At 48.1% G+C, this 16,720-nt stretch carries 16 protein-coding genes; 5 read left to right on the top strand and 11 right to left on the bottom strand.

From position 1 onward, the window contains the following. The first annotated feature begins 159 nt into the window (after window positions 1–159). Entirely contained in the window at window positions 160–243 is an 84-nt protein-coding gene (locus tag NST96_RS03775; protein WP_116335379.1) for a putative holin-like toxin, read from the top strand. 293 nt (window positions 244–536) lie between these two features. Further along, window positions 537–620 carry a putative holin-like toxin gene (locus NST96_RS03770; RefSeq protein ID WP_156110398.1) on the top strand — a complete coding sequence of 28 codons (84 nt, stop codon included), beginning with the start codon at window positions 537–539 and terminating at the stop codon, window positions 618–620. A gap of 381 nt (window positions 621–1,001) precedes the next feature. On the opposite strand, the gene NST96_RS03765 is transcribed toward NST96_RS03770, so the two are convergent. From NST96_RS03765 to NST96_RS03755, 3 genes are read right to left on the bottom strand one after another with little or no spacing between them, the layout of a single operon-like run. Then, window positions 1,002–2,549: a fibronectin type III domain-containing protein gene (locus NST96_RS03765; protein ID WP_342405573.1), complete on the bottom strand. Its 1,548-nt coding sequence runs from the start codon at window positions 2,547–2,549 to the stop codon at window positions 1,002–1,004. A gap of 12 nt (window positions 2,550–2,561) precedes the next feature. After that, window positions 2,562–3,737 (bottom strand): fibronectin type III domain-containing protein, encoded by a 1,176-nt coding sequence (locus tag NST96_RS03760; RefSeq protein WP_342405572.1) that lies wholly within the window; start codon window positions 3,735–3,737, stop codon window positions 2,562–2,564. A gap of 14 nt (window positions 3,738–3,751) precedes the next feature. After that, a complete protein-coding gene (locus NST96_RS03755) occupies window positions 3,752–4,492 on the bottom strand; it encodes a hypothetical protein (protein WP_342405571.1) in 741 nt (246 codons plus the stop codon). 277 nt (window positions 4,493–4,769) lie between these two features. Between NST96_RS03755 and NST96_RS03750 the strand changes: the two genes are divergently transcribed. The 3 genes from NST96_RS03750 (at window position 4,770) to NST96_RS03740 (ending at window position 7,084) form a co-directional block, all read left to right on the top strand. After that, entirely contained in the window at window positions 4,770–5,087 is a 318-nt protein-coding gene (locus tag NST96_RS03750; RefSeq protein ID WP_342405570.1) for a helix-turn-helix domain-containing protein, read from the top strand. Continuing rightward, window positions 5,081–5,434 carry an IS66 family insertion sequence element accessory protein TnpB gene (gene tnpB, locus NST96_RS03745; protein ID WP_005837500.1) on the top strand — a complete coding sequence of 118 codons (354 nt, stop codon included), beginning with the start codon at window positions 5,081–5,083 and terminating at the stop codon, window positions 5,432–5,434. Before NST96_RS03750 ends, tnpB begins: the two co-directional genes overlap by 7 nt. An 87-nt stretch (window positions 5,435–5,521) precedes the next feature. Continuing rightward, the gene (locus NST96_RS03740) at window positions 5,522–7,084 is read left to right on the top strand and encodes an IS66 family transposase (RefSeq protein ID WP_251245454.1); all 1,563 of its coding nucleotides are present in this window, start codon (window positions 5,522–5,524) and stop codon (window positions 7,082–7,084) included. Between the two features lie 53 nt (window positions 7,085–7,137). On the opposite strand, the gene NST96_RS03735 is transcribed toward NST96_RS03740, so the two are convergent. From NST96_RS03735 to NST96_RS03700, 8 genes are all read right to left on the bottom strand, one after another. Beyond that, window positions 7,138–7,734, bottom strand: a complete 597-nt coding sequence (locus NST96_RS03735; protein ID WP_342405569.1) for a hypothetical protein — start codon at window positions 7,732–7,734, stop codon at window positions 7,138–7,140. Window positions 7,735–7,751: 17 nt separating this feature from the next. Beyond that, window positions 7,752–8,633 (bottom strand): S-layer homology domain-containing protein, encoded by an 882-nt coding sequence (locus NST96_RS03730; RefSeq protein WP_342405568.1) that lies wholly within the window; start codon window positions 8,631–8,633, stop codon window positions 7,752–7,754. Next, entirely contained in the window at window positions 8,633–9,964 is a 1,332-nt protein-coding gene (locus tag NST96_RS03725; protein ID WP_342405567.1) for an AAA family ATPase, read from the bottom strand. The genes NST96_RS03730 and NST96_RS03725 overlap by 1 nt, the downstream gene beginning before the upstream one ends. Before the next feature lie 28 nt (window positions 9,965–9,992). After that, window positions 9,993–10,607 carry a hypothetical protein gene (locus tag NST96_RS03720; protein ID WP_342405566.1) on the bottom strand — a complete coding sequence of 205 codons (615 nt, stop codon included), beginning with the start codon at window positions 10,605–10,607 and terminating at the stop codon, window positions 9,993–9,995. Window positions 10,608–10,618: 11 nt separating this feature from the next. Then, window positions 10,619–11,866 (bottom strand): hypothetical protein, encoded by a 1,248-nt coding sequence (locus NST96_RS03715; protein ID WP_342405565.1) that lies wholly within the window; start codon window positions 11,864–11,866, stop codon window positions 10,619–10,621. A 10-nt stretch (window positions 11,867–11,876) separates the two neighbouring features. Continuing rightward, complete coding sequence (locus NST96_RS03710; protein WP_342405564.1) at window positions 11,877–12,305, bottom strand: hypothetical protein; 429 nt, start codon at window positions 12,303–12,305, stop codon at window positions 11,877–11,879. A 97-nt stretch (window positions 12,306–12,402) separates the two neighbouring features. Continuing rightward, entirely contained in the window at window positions 12,403–14,196 is a 1,794-nt protein-coding gene (locus tag NST96_RS03705; protein WP_342405563.1) for a M23 family metallopeptidase, read from the bottom strand. Continuing rightward, window positions 14,193–16,718, bottom strand: coding sequence for a hypothetical protein (locus NST96_RS03700; protein ID WP_342405562.1), 2,526 nt, complete (start codon window positions 16,716–16,718; stop codon window positions 14,193–14,195). Before NST96_RS03700 ends, NST96_RS03705 begins: the two co-directional genes overlap by 4 nt. Between the last annotated feature and the right edge of the window lie 2 nt (window positions 16,719–16,720).

Here is a 16,720-nt window from a genome sequence, read left to right as displayed (position 1 = left end):
TGGAAGTTGCGAAAACTCTTTCTATAAAAATGAAAAGCCCCTGGCGTTTTGCCAGAGGCTGGTACTCAAAATCTCAATCCATGGTATAATCTTCATTGTACAATAGCATGGCTCCTCAAGGGTGGTCGGCTCATCCCCTCATGAAAGGGGGTGAGGCTGATGGAGGTTTATCAAGCACTGTCATTGATGTTCATGTTTGGTATGTTCATCTTGGCTTTGCTGACTTACCTCAAAAAGAAATAGACCGCCCTTGAGCTAGCAACTCGCGCGGTCTATTCCGAAATGAACTTGAGCCGCCCCCTTGTGGGGAACGTCTATTGTGCATGACCGTAGGTGTTGCGAGCACCTGCGGTCTTTGTTATTGTATGATCCTCTTTGGTGGTTATTATACTTCTTTTTGTTGCAAAAGTCCATTTTGACGTTCCAGATAAAGCCATTTTCTTGTTCCGGTATGGTATAATTTTCTTGCACAATAGAAACGGCTCCTCAAGGGTGGTCGGCTCACTCTCTACCCCATCAGGGAAGGGGGTGAGACAATGACAGTATACGAAGCTCTTTCTTTGATGCTTGCCTTTGGCATGTTGCTCGTAGCCATACTGTCTTTCCACAAAAGGAAATAGACCGCCCTTGAGTTAGCAGCTCAGCGGTCTATTTCACACCAAGTATTGAGCCGCCCCTTGCGGGGAACGACTATTGTGCAGGACCGACAGCGTTGCCGCGCTGTTGGTCTTTTTTAGTGTGTACAATTACTGTTGTAATTAGCATATCATAAAACACTCGAGAGTAGAAGCAGATCACCCTTCCACCTGATATACCGGGTAATCTGCTTTTACGATCCTGAGAGCTTTTCGTTGTGGACACCACAATCAATATAAAAGCGCAATTCAAGCACTTACTTATTGTCAATACTCACATTACCATATCCAACCAATGTTTGCAATCATTTTTTCTTTTATTGATTAAAAAATACCCTTGTCATTTTCTGACAAGGGCGCTGTCGATCAATTCTTCAGCTCTGAATGGGTCAGAACCTCGATCTGCAAATGACCGCCGCTCTTCGAGATGTTTACCACCTCTGGAGCTGTCCGGTTCGGAGTGGTGATCTCCCGTTGTGCACGATACGAGTATTTGCCATTACGTACCTCGAAAGAAACGACATAGGCGGTTTTGTCATTCAGATTTTCAAAGCGTGCTTTCTTCGTAATCTCTTGGGAAACCCCTTCGATGGTTGCGACCACAGCGTATTTGGATTGTGGTACCTCAACGTCAATCCAGGCTTTTCCGGAGTTGATCTGACCATCGGCGACCAGGTTGATGGATTGGATAATCTGTGCTGCCTCTTTCCTGAATGTCTCCTCTTCTGATGTACGTTTTTCCGGGGTTTTTATTGTAAATTGCCTTTCTCTCTTTCTGGTACCGTCACTGACTACAATTGTCAGAACATAATCCTGGTTCCACTCAAGATCACCAAATCGAACGGATTCGTCACCCAAGGATTGAGTAACCCCATTGACTGTCCCCTGAACATCCATTCCACGTGTGTTTTTCACAATTACATCGACCCATGCCCCTGTATCGTCAGCGTCCACCTGGTACACAACCTCGGAGAAGATGTCCTCCGCTGCTTTGTCAAATTCCTGATCGGGATCAGAAGTAACTGGAATCATTCCCGTTCGGAATGTTTCTGAAACCCATTCGGAATACTCGTGATTGGAAGACTCAACCCGGGCCTCATAGGTGTACTCCGTATTCTCCTTGAGTCCGGTTTCTTCGATCAAGGTTCCATTTACAACAGGGTTTCCTCCTTCACGTTTAGCCTCTATTAAAACATCATCCGGATTCCCATTGAGGTCAACTTTTAACGTAATGCTCGTTGCGGTCACGTTTTGGACCTTCAAGATCGGCGGCGCCGGCTTGGTCCAAATGGTAATCATATTCTTGTTGCTCATGACACTATTTTCAGCCCAAAACTCGTACGTGTACGGCCTTCCTGGTGAAACCGTGTCATCTGTAAAAGTCGTGTCTGTAAACACTTTCGCCTCATCCCAATCGGAGCGTTTCACTTTGTAAACATGTGCCCCCTGTACAGGGTTGACAACCAAGGTTATACTACGATCCGTACTATCTTGAGAAGCCAAGGTAGGCATGGCTGGAGCCTGAATGAGTGTTAGAGGCTCCGAGTACAAAGTCTCAAGCCCTTTCCCATTTCGTGCTTTGATACGGATATACACGGTTTCCGCATCTTGCAGGTCAAGGGTAAACGTATCTCCGTCATTGTGTGGGGTCCAATCTTGCACGACATCAAAAACAGAGAAGTCGGGAGATCCCGACTTCTCCATTTTCATTTCCGTTCCCGATGGGTTATTCGTGTCAATTTGAACAGTGTGTGTATTTCCAGACACCCCGGCTACAGACAACTTAGGTACAGTTGCCAGTGTCCATTCCTCTTGCTCAGCCACTACAGACGAATTGGCCGCAAAAATCGTATGAGCAGGTTGGCCTGCAAGGAATACAAGGGCCAAGCCAACCTTTCTCCAGCGCTGTTTCATCATGAAACCTCCTTACTCTGCATATCGTGCTTCCCCAAGCACCTTGTATTTTCGATTGGGCTGCAAACCGGTAAACGTGTACGTCAGTTCGGAGGCAGCCCATCCCGTACCTTGTTGAGCCCAATCTGTAGTCGCAACCTCCTGGCCATTCTCATCCTGCAAGACAATTCGGAACTCAACATTCGTCGAATCTGAATTCGGTGTAAGCGTTACTGTGATCGAGTCTTCCGTCGGAACGGTATTAACCGTAGGTGCAGTTGGTACAGTCCCCGTCACCAGCTCGATCTCGGCCGTTTCCTTCGCATTCGGGTTTTGCGGGTTATTTCGGGCTTTTGCGTATACCCGATACCTTCCGGGAGATAAAGAGCCAAAGTTGTAGGTCAGGTCTGTAGTCCAGTCACTTTCATCAATAGCCGTACCATCGATTGTGATGATACGATATTTGTATTGGGTTGTAGACGGATTCCCGTTTGCATCAATCGCAACGGTCAAAGACGTTTCAGTGCTGTCAGTCACTCGTAAATTAGCTGGCTCCTTGGCATCCGTCCAGATCTTCACTTTATCTGATGGCACTGAATCACCTGTCGTATTGGAATGAACAATATAAAACTCATAGGCGGTATCCGGTGTTAAGTCGGCCAATGTTTTGCTTGTGTCCCCGTCATCGATCGTGAGCTGCTGATCGTTGCTGTCAAACAGCTTGGTCGTCGTACCAGGCTCGTTCTCCCAGTTGACCGTGATGGTTTGGCCATCGACACTTCCGGTCGGTGTTGCAGGTTTAGCAGGTTTTGTCAGGAATTGACCGGTCAGGTACTCTCCGTTTGTTTTTGGAGGCGAATCCTGGTTGAACGACGAAACCCGAAAATAATACATCTTATTACCCACCAACCCTGTAACCGCTTCTTCCATATCGTCAATGCCCTTGTCCAGCACAACCGTCCAGTCGGTTTGATCTTCAGACATTTCGAGAGTATACCCGGTATTTGAAGGGTTTCCATTCGCATCCCAACGCAAAGGCAGCGACGCGTCTGTCGCTGCCTCCGTATCCAATGTCAAGTTAGCAGGAGTCTTTGCCAAAGTTACCACGTTAACAATCGTCGTAGAAACCGCACTTGCAGCGAAAGAAAGTTGAGCAAAAGAAAAGCAACCTAACAGCGTTAGGATTGCCATCTGACGTACTTTTTTCACAATAACCACACTCCTCATTTGAATCTGACATCGACTTGAACATCGTATATGGTGTTAGGGGCAAGCCCTGAGAAGGTATATTCCTCTTCTTCAGTCCAGCTTGAATTTTGGATATTCTGACCATCTATTAGAATGCTAAACTGGCGTTCTACTGGTTCAGGGTATGATTGGGTGTCTGTTACTTTTACGCTGTCTTCCGACAACTCCACGACATTCACAATTGGATTGGGCGGGCCGATCGACGTGACGGAATGTGAAGCGACACTTTCGTTCCCCGCTATATCGATTGCTCTTGCGTAGATGGTTGCATTTTTTGTCAGCGTGAGCGGTTCGGTATAGGTCGTCCAATTTCCATCGTCAATCTTGTACTCTTTTACATTTGCATCCGATGGAAAGTTGATCGTGACTGTTTTGGAGACTGCCTGTCCGATCGGATCTTCCGAAAAAGTTGGTGCTGCTGGAGGGGTTTTGTCCACCACAAAATTCCTTGATTCAATACTGCTATTTCCGCCCTTATCGTCTTCAACCCACACCTTCAACACATGATTTCCCTCCGGGATTGTTGAGTCAATCGTGATGGTTTTACTAAATGACTGTGGTGATCCAGTAGAAGGATTTGTAGCAATGATTTGCGCGGGATTCGAGTCAATTTGATACTTCGTCGTGATCACATCTCCAACATCGGCATCATTCATTTGCCCGGAAATTGTGTAAGTGTTGAACCCGGAAACTTCAGATAAGGTGAGATTGTCCACCGTTGTCAGCGTAAGAGTTGGTTTCGTGTTATCTACATAAGTGAGTGTTACATTGTAGGAATAATAATATGTTGTTGATCCGTATACGGTCCCACTATAGTTCTGCGTATAGGAATACGTTCGTGTATCGATTTCAGGTCTAGTAACTGTTCCCTTGTACCTAATCGTCAAAGATGTTGCATATAACGTATCAATGTAAGCGTCAAATAAATCCCACCTTCAAAACACAAACCGCACTTTGAGATAATCTCCTCAGAACCAAGTGAGGAGGATGTAGATGAAGCAAACGGATCTCCGTGAACAGTGGGAGGCACGAATCAAGGATTATCGCGCCAGCGGCCTTACCGCTGAGAAATGGTGTGCTGAAAATGAAGTTACCACCAGACAGCTATGGTATTGGCTGCGGAAATTTCGGGATTCAAAAGAATCCTCTGTTCGTCCCCCGCAGTGGGTTCCAGTCAACGTGCACCAACCGCAGGAGAACACAGAATCTCTGTTACTGGTCAAAGTTGGTGCGGCCGTGATTGAAATCCGTCCCGGCTACAATCCCACACTCCTGTCCGACGTAGTTCGGACGCTCCAGGCCTTATGCTGAACTCCTTCCAGATCGATCGGGTCTATCTGGCTTGCGGCTTCACCGATCTGCGAAAATCCATCGACGGTCTGGCGGCGCTCGTGCAAGAAGGCTTCAAACTGGATCCCTTCTCTCCGTGCCTGTTCGTGTTCTGCAATCGTGAACGCAACAAGCTCAAGATCCTGTATTGGGAGCATAACGGCTTCTGGCTCTTCTACCGCCGTCTTGAACGCGGTACGTTCCAGTGGCCAACGGGCAATGGAGAACCGGTAGCGGTCTCCAGCCGCGAACTGCGTTGGTTGCTGGATGGACTTTCCCTGAGCCAGAGGCAAGCGCATCCGCCAGTCGCAGCCCGCACGGTCATTTAACGGCCATCGTTTGTGATTTCGGCAACCTTGGCGGCAGGGATTCTTGCTTCTTCCGCGAATATGTAAGATATGAAAAATCAAACGGAAATGCAAACCTCTCCAACAGAAGAGTACGCCGCAATCATTGCCAAACAGGATGCACAAATTGCCGAGCTCACAGCCAAGTTGAAATGGTATGAGGAGCAGTTTCGACTTGCCCAGCAGAAACGCTTCGGCACTTCAAGCGAGAAGACGCATCCGGATCAACTGGAACTACAGCTGTTTAACGAAGCGGAAGTGTTGGCGACCCCTGTCTCACAGGAACCAGCTATCGAGACAGTCACATACAGCCGCAAGAAGACGGCTGGCAGCCGCGAGGCCAAGCTGGAATCGTTTCCTGTGGAAACGATTCTGTATGAGTTGCCGGAGGCTGAACAAGTTTGTGCGTGCTGCGGCGGTGCGCTTCATGTGATGAGTACGGAGACGCGAAACGAAATCACGGTCATTCCGGCGGAAGTGAAAGTGCTGCGCCATGTGCGTCAGGTGTATGCGTGCCGTCACTGCGAGCGTGAGGAGATCCACACACCCATCGTGACGGCTCCTATGCCAAAGCCCGTTTATCCGGGAAGCTTGGCTTCCCCTTCGATCCTCGCGTATGTGATGAGCCAGAAATATGTGGACAGCCAGCCGCTATACCGACAGGAGCAACAGTTTGCTCGTCTGGGTCTCACCCTCTCGCGGCAGACACTAGCCAACTGGATGATCTTCGGCGCAGAGCAGTGGCTTTCGCTACTGACAAACCGTATGCACGAGCATCTGCTGAACCAGGACATCGCGCATGCCGACGAAACGACATTGCAGGTGCTGTGTGAACCGGGCAAGTCAGCGCAAGCACAGTCCTATCTGTGGTTGTACCGAACCGGACGCATGGGACCACCCATCGTTCTATACGATTACCAGCCAACGCGCGGCGGCGAACATCCCCGAAAGTTTCTGGCGGGATTCAATGGCTACCTGCACGTGGACGGTTACCCTGGCTACCACAAAGTGTCCGGTGTGACGTTGGTCGGATGCTGGGCACATGCGCGCCGCAAGTTCGATGAGGCGCTGAAGGCGCTGCCTGCTTCGCAAGACAAAACCGAAACAGCTGCCTGGGAGGGACTCCAGTTCTGCAACCAGCTCTTTACCATCGAGCGAGAATGCAAGGATGCCGCTCCCCAGGAACGCTATGCCATCCGAATGGAGCGCAGTCGCCCTGTTCTGGATGCTTATTTGGCATGGCTGCGCCAGCAGCGCTCCCGTACCTTGCCGAAAAGTCTGCTTGGACAAGCGATTGCTTACAGCTTGAATCAATGGGACAAGCTGACGGCGTTCTTGAAGGACGGGCGACTGGAGATTGATAACAACCGCAGTGAGCGCTCCATCAAGCCTTTTGTGATCGGAAGAAAGAACTGGCTGTTCGCCAATACGCCACGCGGTGCAAAGGCCAGTGCGATCATCTATAGTGTGATTGAAACAGCGAAAGAGAATGGGTTGAACCCCTTCAAGTACTTGATGCTCTTGTTCGAACAACTCCCGCAGCTTCCCGATCCGAAAAATCCAGAAGCGTTGGACAGTTTACTCCCTTGGTCTCCATCGCTACCCTTGACCTGCCGTTTGTTCAAATCTTGATTCCAGCATAGATCAGCCCACATCTTGGCGACAAGGTGTGGGCTATTTGACGCTTACGTATCAATTCCATCAGTTTCCGGACATCTTACATAATTGAAATTCGTCTTCTCAACCCATTTAAGTGTTCCCGTGTAGCCTCCCGAGTTATAAGGGATATTATCTGGCGCATTAAAAGGAGGTAAATTGCACGGATCACCGCTCCTTGAAAAGCTTCTCGTTTCCTCCGCAACAAAAGAGTCCGCGGGAATATAAGTCCCTCCTGTTTGGACTTGGGTTACACTTCCGCTTTTATAAAGTGTTCCCGAGTACCCTCCTGAATTGTAAGAGATGCTACTAGGGAACGAACCAGTTGTATTCGTCAATGAGTCAGTCACCGTCTTAGACGGTGTGTGGCTTCCAGTCGGAGCCCCATTGTTCACGGTAATGGTTACATTATTTCCATTGACCGTGTATGAAACTGTCCCTGTATCTACGCTTATACTGGTAACACTCTTAAGGTTAGGGATGGTAATGGTTTTTGACTGTGATCTACTTGGGCTGGAAGGAAAACTGATCGTCTGCGTTGCAGCTTCCGTTTTCAGAGGCATAGACGAGAACAGTAATACTGCAGCGGTAATTGCAGCCGTAGCTTGCTTTATCCATTTTTTCATTGTCTCACTACCCTTCTCTACATCTTCCGCTCATTTTGTTCATTAATAATTCCTTTCATCTTCAAAAAACGAACCATCATAGTCGCGGCTTCTGCACGAGTGGTGTTACCGTTGGGTCGAAACGATCCATCCGGAAAGCCCTTTAAGAGCCCAGCAGCAGCCACTTTCTTCACGTCAACTGGATACTTCATGGCACTCTCGTCCTTGAACTTCACATCTTGCGAAGAGATTTCAGGAACATCTACGGCTGTCCAGAGGGCAATCTCTTCACGCGGGATCGCAGCATTAGGGAAGAAATGCCCTTCCAAATATACTTCCGGATTAATGTTCTTACGGACTACCAGAGAAGAAACCGGCCCGAAAAACCAATCATCTGGTTTTACATCAGAAAAGACCGTTGTTTCCACTGGCTTCGGAACTGTTGATGCCATTTTTAACACACGCTCCAAGAGCGCAGCATATTCCGCTCTCGTGATGGTTTTTTCCGGCTTAAACGTTCCATCTGGATAACCTTTCAGTAACCCGAGTTGGGTCATTAACAAAATGTCGTTTCTCGCCCAATGGTTTACAGAATCCGTGGGTACACTGAATATCGAATCATTCTTCAGATCTCCGCCGGTACTGTCAGCACTGTCTTCGTCCCTTTTTTCAGTATTTTCAAGAGGAACCGTTATAATTTGGGGATCGTTTTCGGTATTGGGAACCGTAACCACCACCGTTATTTCATCCTTTTTGTACGTAAACTCCAAATCTACAAAATTCCCCTCCTTGTCCACGATTTTATAAGCGCTCGTCCCTTCCGGAATGGATACCGTAGCCTTTTTTTCCGCGAACGCAAAAGAGTGGGCGCTTCCCACTAAGGAAAGCGCCACGACAATTGCGAACAACTTTTTCATCATTATTTCCCTCCAAACAGTCTCGCAAAAAATCCGCGTTTTTCTTTCACCGAGAATCCAGATACGAGAGTTTCCATCACTCCAATGAGGGCAACAGAGAAGGGATGGGATTTATCTTCTTGTACCAGCACCTTCCCCTCATTGTGAATGGCCCGCATGCCGGCCGCCTCCGGCAGAAACCCGATGATGGACAACCCGTTGAGGTAGGCTTTGCATTTTTCCCTCGTCAGGGTATTCCGGTCTTTCTTCGTCGGCTCAAAGTTGACCAACACACTGACTTTTTCCAAGGATAGTTGCCGTCTGCTCCAAAGATCCAGATATTCCTGTGAATCCTTGATGGTTGCCAAATCGTAGTCAACGACCAGCAGGGTCCTGTTCGCCATCGACATTGCCACACTGAGAAGGTCTTGCCGCTCTGGCCCGATATCAATCACCACGTAGTCAAATGTCCGAGTGAGATGGGTCAAAATGTAGCCGACAAGCTCGGGAGAGCAAGATTGGCCTACATTCACACCAGGCAGTACATACAGGCCGTTGGGGTGCTTAACCACCAGTTTGGTGAGAATTACTTGATCCGTTACAAGCGCGTTGTTCTCGAAGTACGGCTCCCACGTTTTCACATTTACTTCCGACTTGATTCGCATTCTAGTTGTCACGTTGCCGTGTGGGTGCATCAAGTCAACAAGAATGACCCGACCGTTTGCATGATCATGCAACAGCCGGGCCACGTTCATGGCGATGGTTGTTTTTCCGATCCCCCCCTTTGTTGAGGTAACCACAAACATCTGTCGTCCCCCGATGGGCCGAATGTGAAGTTCATCCAGACGTGAGAAGTTGACGGATACAGTCTCAGGTTGCTGGTCAATCGGAGGATGGAACTCTTGTTTTTCTTCCTTCCTTTGCTGCTCTTCATGTTCAATCGGTTCCGAAAACTTTGACTGTTCTTTGCTCCGGGGAACCGAAGAAGATGGTCTTGTCCTGGGTACCAAGCGAATGACGTGTTCAACAGGCTTCGTTTCCGTTTCCGAATCGTTTGTATCATATGAAGCGGTGGAAACATGATCCGTACGATCCAGGAAGTCGTGGGCACCATTCCGCATGGCATCCTTCATTTCTTCGACGTATTGTTCGCTCTTAAAATTCCCAAGGACATACACCGTTGCATGATCCCGCAGAAGAGGGAGCAGAACTTTATCCTCTGGCCAGAGAAGATACACGATGGCATTTGGAGTTTCCTGCACATGGGACAGCAACTGATCGGGTGAAACAACCGTTACGTCTTTATTTTTCAAGGGAACTGTAGAAAATACACGCTGTGTTTGAGTAGCGAGCATAATCATCTTCCTTTCGTTTTTTCAGTCATCAAGGATTTTCCACACGAACAATGAGTGTGCGCCACTCCCCTTTCGCCGGGGCTCGTATGTTTTGTTCGTCGCCATACATCTTCCGTAGTACACCTCTCCACTCTCTTTTTGTCATCGGAGCTGATTGGTCAAGTATGATGGGCGCTACTTCATAAGCAAGACCTAGCCGTTTGGCTTCCTTCATGGCTGCAATCGTCAACGTTTGATGGGTGGTTCCGACGAAAACCACCCTCTTTTTCGGATACGTTTTAGCGAAGTTGTACAACCGCTGCAAATCACGGGTGTACTGTCTCAATACCCGAACAGGTGTACTTCTTCGCTTTTCACCTGGTTCTATCAAGTGAATTTCAAACCAAATTTCGTCGTCGGACTCGTTGTAGGGGATCACAAATGTTCTCTCCAGGCCCATTTGCTTGGCTTCACGATAGTATTCCTTCTTGATCGCCTGCCGTTTGGCGACACCGAAAAAAACTAGAACAACGGCTCCCACATACAGAGTTGCAGCCAGGCACAAAAGTAACATCCCTATATAGTAGTGGGTTAAAAAACAGATGACAGCGATTGCCATCATCCCATTGAACAACCGATAATCCCGTTTCTGCCATACACGCATCTCGTGCATCCTCATCCGATACCACTTCTCATGTACTGATGGAGTGGGTCCATTTGAACGATCTTGACCAATTGATCGCATAGCCTCTCATCTGAAAACGCTCGGGGGATGCCGTTCGCAATGTCCAGATGGGCTTCATGGTCATACGGAAGCGCCAACGCAAGGAGGAGAGGAATCAGTTCTTGAGGGTGACAAGCCCCATCATGTGCCATATTCCATATCACTCCGGCGGGTTGAATTCCATCCAGCGCCTTGCTGATGATCACCTGCCGGGCGTAATCTGAATCTACGATTACATACACAACAGCCCCTGGTGGGATATCATCCTTTTTTGCTGCTTCCACAATCAGTACGCCAATCTTGGCAGAAGGCTTAGCATCCCTACCTGCAACCGTAAGGGGGATGTCGGATAGCGTAAACGGAAACGTTGGCGCGTTAAACCACAGTTTCGTCTTGCATGTCGGCGTACAATCCTTGTATAGAACGGGAACACGTAATCGTTTGGCTGCAGCTATAGCCGTATTCACGCCGACATATGTTTTTCCAGTCGATTCAGGTGAATACAGCACAATGATTTTCTCCGGAGTCGCTTCTGGTTCTTTCTTACGAGCCTCTACAGCTGATTTCTCGGCCATCGCTGATCTTTCGGGAGCGGTTTTGTTTTCTTTCCCGTGCGCTTCCCATTTCTCTCGCAGCTTTTCTCTAACGTCCGTCACAGACTTGGAAAATCGGAATACCCGTTGGTTTATCGGACGTTGAGAACCTTCCTGATTTTTCTCTTCAGTCGCTACCAGCTTAATTTCTTTTGCTCGGTAGGTATCCTCCGATGTAAGCTCCTCTTCCTGACGAAGAAGGTGTTTCACCTGTTTACGAGTACCAGGATAGTGAAGAGCGGCAATCACCTGATCCACCTTGATGGTATCCCCCATGATCAAATCGTAGATTCCCAATCCAATCAGCCTTGCCAAAAAGGGATGACCTGGCGGGCGTTCATTGAGGATCATGACAACACGAATCCCTTCCTCGACAATTGACTCCATTATTTTGAGAATGTTTGCTTCCGCCCCCACATGTCCCGCATTCTGATCAAAACGGGAAGTCGGAATGGTTTCCGAGAACAATACAACGTCTGGTTTCAATGAAGGAACCATGGTGACAAGCTGTTCCGCATACAATGCCCTGCCGACTTCCAAAATGCCATCCTTTTTGCTCACATAATCTTCCAGCGCTTCATCCCCTGTGGCAAAAACAATTTTCAAGACCATCACCTCACTGGAGGAATTCAATGAATTTGCGTAATAATGGGACGCCATGGATTGTTAAAAACAATCCTAGTGCGACAAAGAAAAGAAAGGACCAAATCCATGCCAGTATTTTTTTTAGTCCTAAAAAAAACAGCAGCACCGATCCCAAAACGAGAAACGGTCCTACCATCAAGAGAAATTTAACCGATAGTAACAGAGATAGTTCTGTTAACCATGACAGAATGACTTCCGTTTTTTTCTCCAACCAATCCAGGAACGCATCGTTTTCCAAGGAGGACGACTCCTTAATGATAAACGTCCCTTTTTGACTTTCCTCCAATCCAGATAAAATATGATTAGCGACGTCGTTTTGGGGCTGCTGTCCTTGCTCGGCGTATGCGACCGAGCTAAACAGCAACCAAACAATCATGAGAAACCATCCCCACTTTTTCATATGTCCCTCCTAATGTTTGATGATCCAGACCCGACGTTTTTGTCTTCCAAAATGAAAGGCATCTCGCTCGGGCGTTTAGAATACCGACCCGTTTTCTCTATTCATCATCAGGATTTAAAATATCGCCTCCTTCAAAATCAGGTTGCTCCCCGTAAACATCCAGAAGACCGTCTGCTTTTAAAAAGTCGATCCACTTGAGTGGGTCCCGCCGTTTCCCTCCAATGGTGACATCCATGTGAAGGTGGGCGCCGGTACTTCTCCCCGTACTGCCAACATACCCAATCAATTCTCCCTGCCGGACTCTCTGACCGGAAGAAACCACGAACTTACTTAGGTGCAGATACCGTACAACAATGTCCTGTATACGATTCTTTTCATGAACTTGTGTATCCAGTTTTAACGCAACGTAATTTCCGGCCGAGTCCGAACTTTTCGCAACCTGCACGATCCCTGAGTTAATCGCCAAAACTGGAATTTGTTCGGGTACTCCCCAGTCAACCCCATCGTGAAACTCTCGCTTGCCAAATAGTTCTCGGTAACAAAAACAGCTGGTAATGGGCCATGTACTGCCATCCCAAAATGTTTTTCCCCTCACTTCATAGTTTGGCGGCTCAATTTGAAAGCCAGGGTCGAGAATGTAGATGGGGATTGATTGGTAGTAATACGTGAATCCACTACCTAGGGCAACTTGAGCTTTGACCAACTTCTCCTCGACTGTATCTTCTCCACCCATGAAAAGGTAAACGACTTCCTCTTTCTTGGTTCGATTGGTGATGTCGTCTATCCAGGAAGTGAGGAGATCATAGGATATAAATAAAAACTTGGCTACCTCATCGACAAAACGATCCGCTAGAATGTCATCATTGATGTTTTCTGAGTATTCTTCCACAATCGCGTAGCCGTACCTCGGAATATACACTTTCATGCCGAGTTGAAGACCGTATGGGTTATCTTCGGCAACCGCAATCGTTCCGAACCGTGTATCACTTCCTCTTCGTGGCAGTGTACCAAGCGGTGTCCTGCCTTTATTGATACGCCACGAATTGTCGTAGACCTGAACTTTTGCAATCATGGATTCAATAAATTCTTTTGGCGTTCGTTCCGGCAGGAGAGCATACAAGTCGATTTCTCCCATCTCATTTCTGGGGGCAGAACCAATTGGCGATCGGGCAATCACTTGTTGCATTTCCGGAGGAAACAGGTATTTCACGCGGGGATCTTTCAGATCCCGATCAAATCCATAGGCTTGGAAAATAACGATGTCGATATTCTGGTTATCCTCCAAGCCATAGTGTCGAAGCGCCTGTTTCAACTTTTCATACGTGAAGTTCGTGTCTACGCGTGTTAACTCCTCACGACATGTTCGGGTGCCGTCCGAATGCTGCTCATAAACGGGTTGGTAATGATACTGATAGGTCCCGATGTAGGTATGAGCAAAATCAAGAAGGGTTTTGCCATCACAAGCGATTCGGAAGCGAAACTCCGGCTTGACCAGCTCGTAGGTTTGGTTCAGATACTTTTCCATTTGGGATAGATCGTCGAAGTTGTAGGCTAGTTTGTCGATAGCAGCCATGATGCCCCATGAAAGTTGATGATCATGCTGGAAGACCTGGTCAATTTCCTCTTCTGTCAATCCTTCTTTCCATGTAGCTGCTTTCTGCTCATACGCCGCTTTGATTTCCAGACCGATTTTCGGATCAAAATCATCTCTTCCGGTAAAGTTCAGCATTCCCCCCGTGAGATTGAACATCGAGTCTAGGGTTAACATCACGAGAAGCACAATAAAAAGCAGTGGTATCATGCTCAAAATGAGAGAGAACACCATTCGTTTGACATAACGAAAAAGAAGGCGGGCCATGAGCGCGCCCACCTTTTTCAACCGTTCCATCATTCTTTACGGAATCTCCTTTGGAGTTCCAATCCCTCTTCACCTTTTCTGAAACTGCTGATAATCAAGTGTGCCTCCCCCTTGTTCTTTACTGTGCTTGCTGGAACCCCCAATTTTTCTAGTGTGTACGCTTGTTTTTCGGTAACCGGATCAGCGAACCATGCGGGTTCAACGTTCACAGACGTTTGTCGATAGGGCTGCCGAAATGCCTCCCCCGATGAATGTTGGAGTGAACTTTTCCCTTGAGATACGGGCCGGAGAGCTGTTTGCTGCGGCGCTGGCGTAAATACCGGTTCAATGCGGTACTTCCTCACAGGAACGGATGGACCAGAAGAGGGTAAAGGAATCACCTTCCCGGTAACTTTTTCAAGATGCATTTTCTGCCCCTCCGCGTTCATCCTTCCAGCCAACGCTTGTTGATAGTTTTCCGCTGCTCCTTGATAGGTTCGTTCCAACTCCTCGTATCGAGCACCTGCATGAGATTCTGCTCGCTGTACTCTCTGTGCAGCCTGATTCACCTGATAGCCTGCTTCCCAATATTGAGCAAGGGAAGAACCAGGGCGATAACCTGCTTTCATGATTGATTGAACATCTTCGCTTCGATAAACGGGATTTACAGCCTGTTTCGTTTGCTGTAACTGCTTGTAGGCTTGTTCCACCTGCTGGCGGGCCATGTTCTTTTCCGGTGTATTTGGTTTGATGGCTTGGTAATCTGCCAACGCCCTTTCGTACGTTTGCTTGGCATCCTGAACCGTCTGGTTGGCATGAATCAGCTGCGTCCGTGAACGATGATACGCCCCTTCATGCTGCTGCAACAGGTTTCTTGCTTTTACGCGTTCTTCCGGCTCCATTTGTTGATACAAAGCATCAAGGTTACGTTTGGCCTGCAGGTGATCCTGCTTCGCTGCAAAAACCGGGCTAATCTGGCTGTCAACCTGACGGAGAGCAAATGCTGCTTCCTCTTCACGCTGACGGGCTTCTGCCCACTTCTGTGGTAATTCCATCATCTGTTGGTAGGCTGCTGCCTTTTGGCGATGATAATCACGGTCCAAAAACGGAAGCCGAGATGCTACGCTGTGGAGACCCTTTCGTACTTCCGGTGACGACGCTGCCGCGGTGATTTGGTTGGCTGCATATCCGGACAGTCTGGTACCCACTTTCGTTCCTGCTAACATACCGGGCGCACCGGCCAATGCCATTCCCGCTAATCCTCCAAAAGCGCCTGCACTAAACTGGAATCCACGCCGCAGGGTATTTCCAATGGACTGCCTTAGACTTTCGCCGGGTTGAGCCAAGCCGCTTTGTTGATAAGCGTCACGCATCCCGTGAAAGCTTTGCATGGCTAACTTCCCTGTGTTCATGACACCCGCAATTCCAAGACCCGAAAGAGTCAGATAGGCCATCTTCCGCATCCACCCTGCTCCCTCTTGAGCAAATCCACTACCTTGAAATACTTCCCGCACAAAAGCCCCAGCTGGAATAATCGCAAGCAATAATACGACTGAATAGGCAATCTTCTCCACATCAGGGGCATCCTGCATGAGATTGAAGGCAAAACAGTAGAGCAAGGCATGAACCGGCTGCGTGAACAGGTTGGTCAGCATTTCCCGATTCCACAATCCAAACAGGTGACGCTTGGAGGGAAAATTTTGCAGCATCGCAATGATCGGAAACAGCACCAATAACCCCATGATGACAATCTTCTGCATGAAGTAAATAAAAAAGATCATCCCGTGCTGAGCCAGAGAGATCAATTTCAGCAATGCTTCCGTCAACTTGTCCTCAATGCTGTAATTCAATAACCCCTGCACGACAATTTCCGGATCGACCAAATTGGCGAACAGGGCGACAAATAGCATGGCAATATCGGAATAGATCCCGACAAGAAAGGGGATAAACAGGATTGCCAACGCTGAAAGAACCATGGTGGAGATAATGCTTCGGGCAGTAATGCGATCCTGAACACCGCTCGGAAACATCAGGTAATTTGCCTGATACCCTACGATAATGACAGCTCCTGCCCAAAAGATTCCCATCATGTAGTAGTAGATGTACTTAATGATCTGCCATGTACTTTCATCAAAGCGATAGTAGGCAAAACGGTCTTTGTCCTTAAATCGCACCTCTTCCGTACCGTCTTCGCTCTTCACAATTTCAAAGTTAAAGATTTGCCGCTCCGGCGGCGGAATCAAGAGTTCGAGCCATGCGGCTACCTTCTGAACCACGAAACCTACACTACTCCCCAGGAAGTTGGCGTCATTAAAGGCAATATCATACGCTGAAACACCAATACCGGTGAGGATCGCTCCCCATTTTGCCTTGTCATAAACTTTCTTCGCTTTTTCCCCCACTTTCGTTGCCTTATCTGAAATTTTTCCAAACCAACCGTCTTTGAAAAGATTTCCGATCCAGCTCCCTACAGCTCCACCTTTACCGGCGTCTGCTTTATACACACCAAATGTCGTCAGGCCAACACCGGTAAGCATGACAATGGCCACAGTAAGGATTACGACTCGTCTCCACAATG

The organism is Brevibacillus sp. FSL K6-2834 (assembly GCF_038592925.1).
In the GTDB taxonomy this organism is placed as follows: Bacteria; Bacillota; Bacilli; order Brevibacillales; family Brevibacillaceae; genus Brevibacillus; species Brevibacillus borstelensis.
This window is presented reverse-complemented; position numbering and strand designations above follow the sequence as displayed.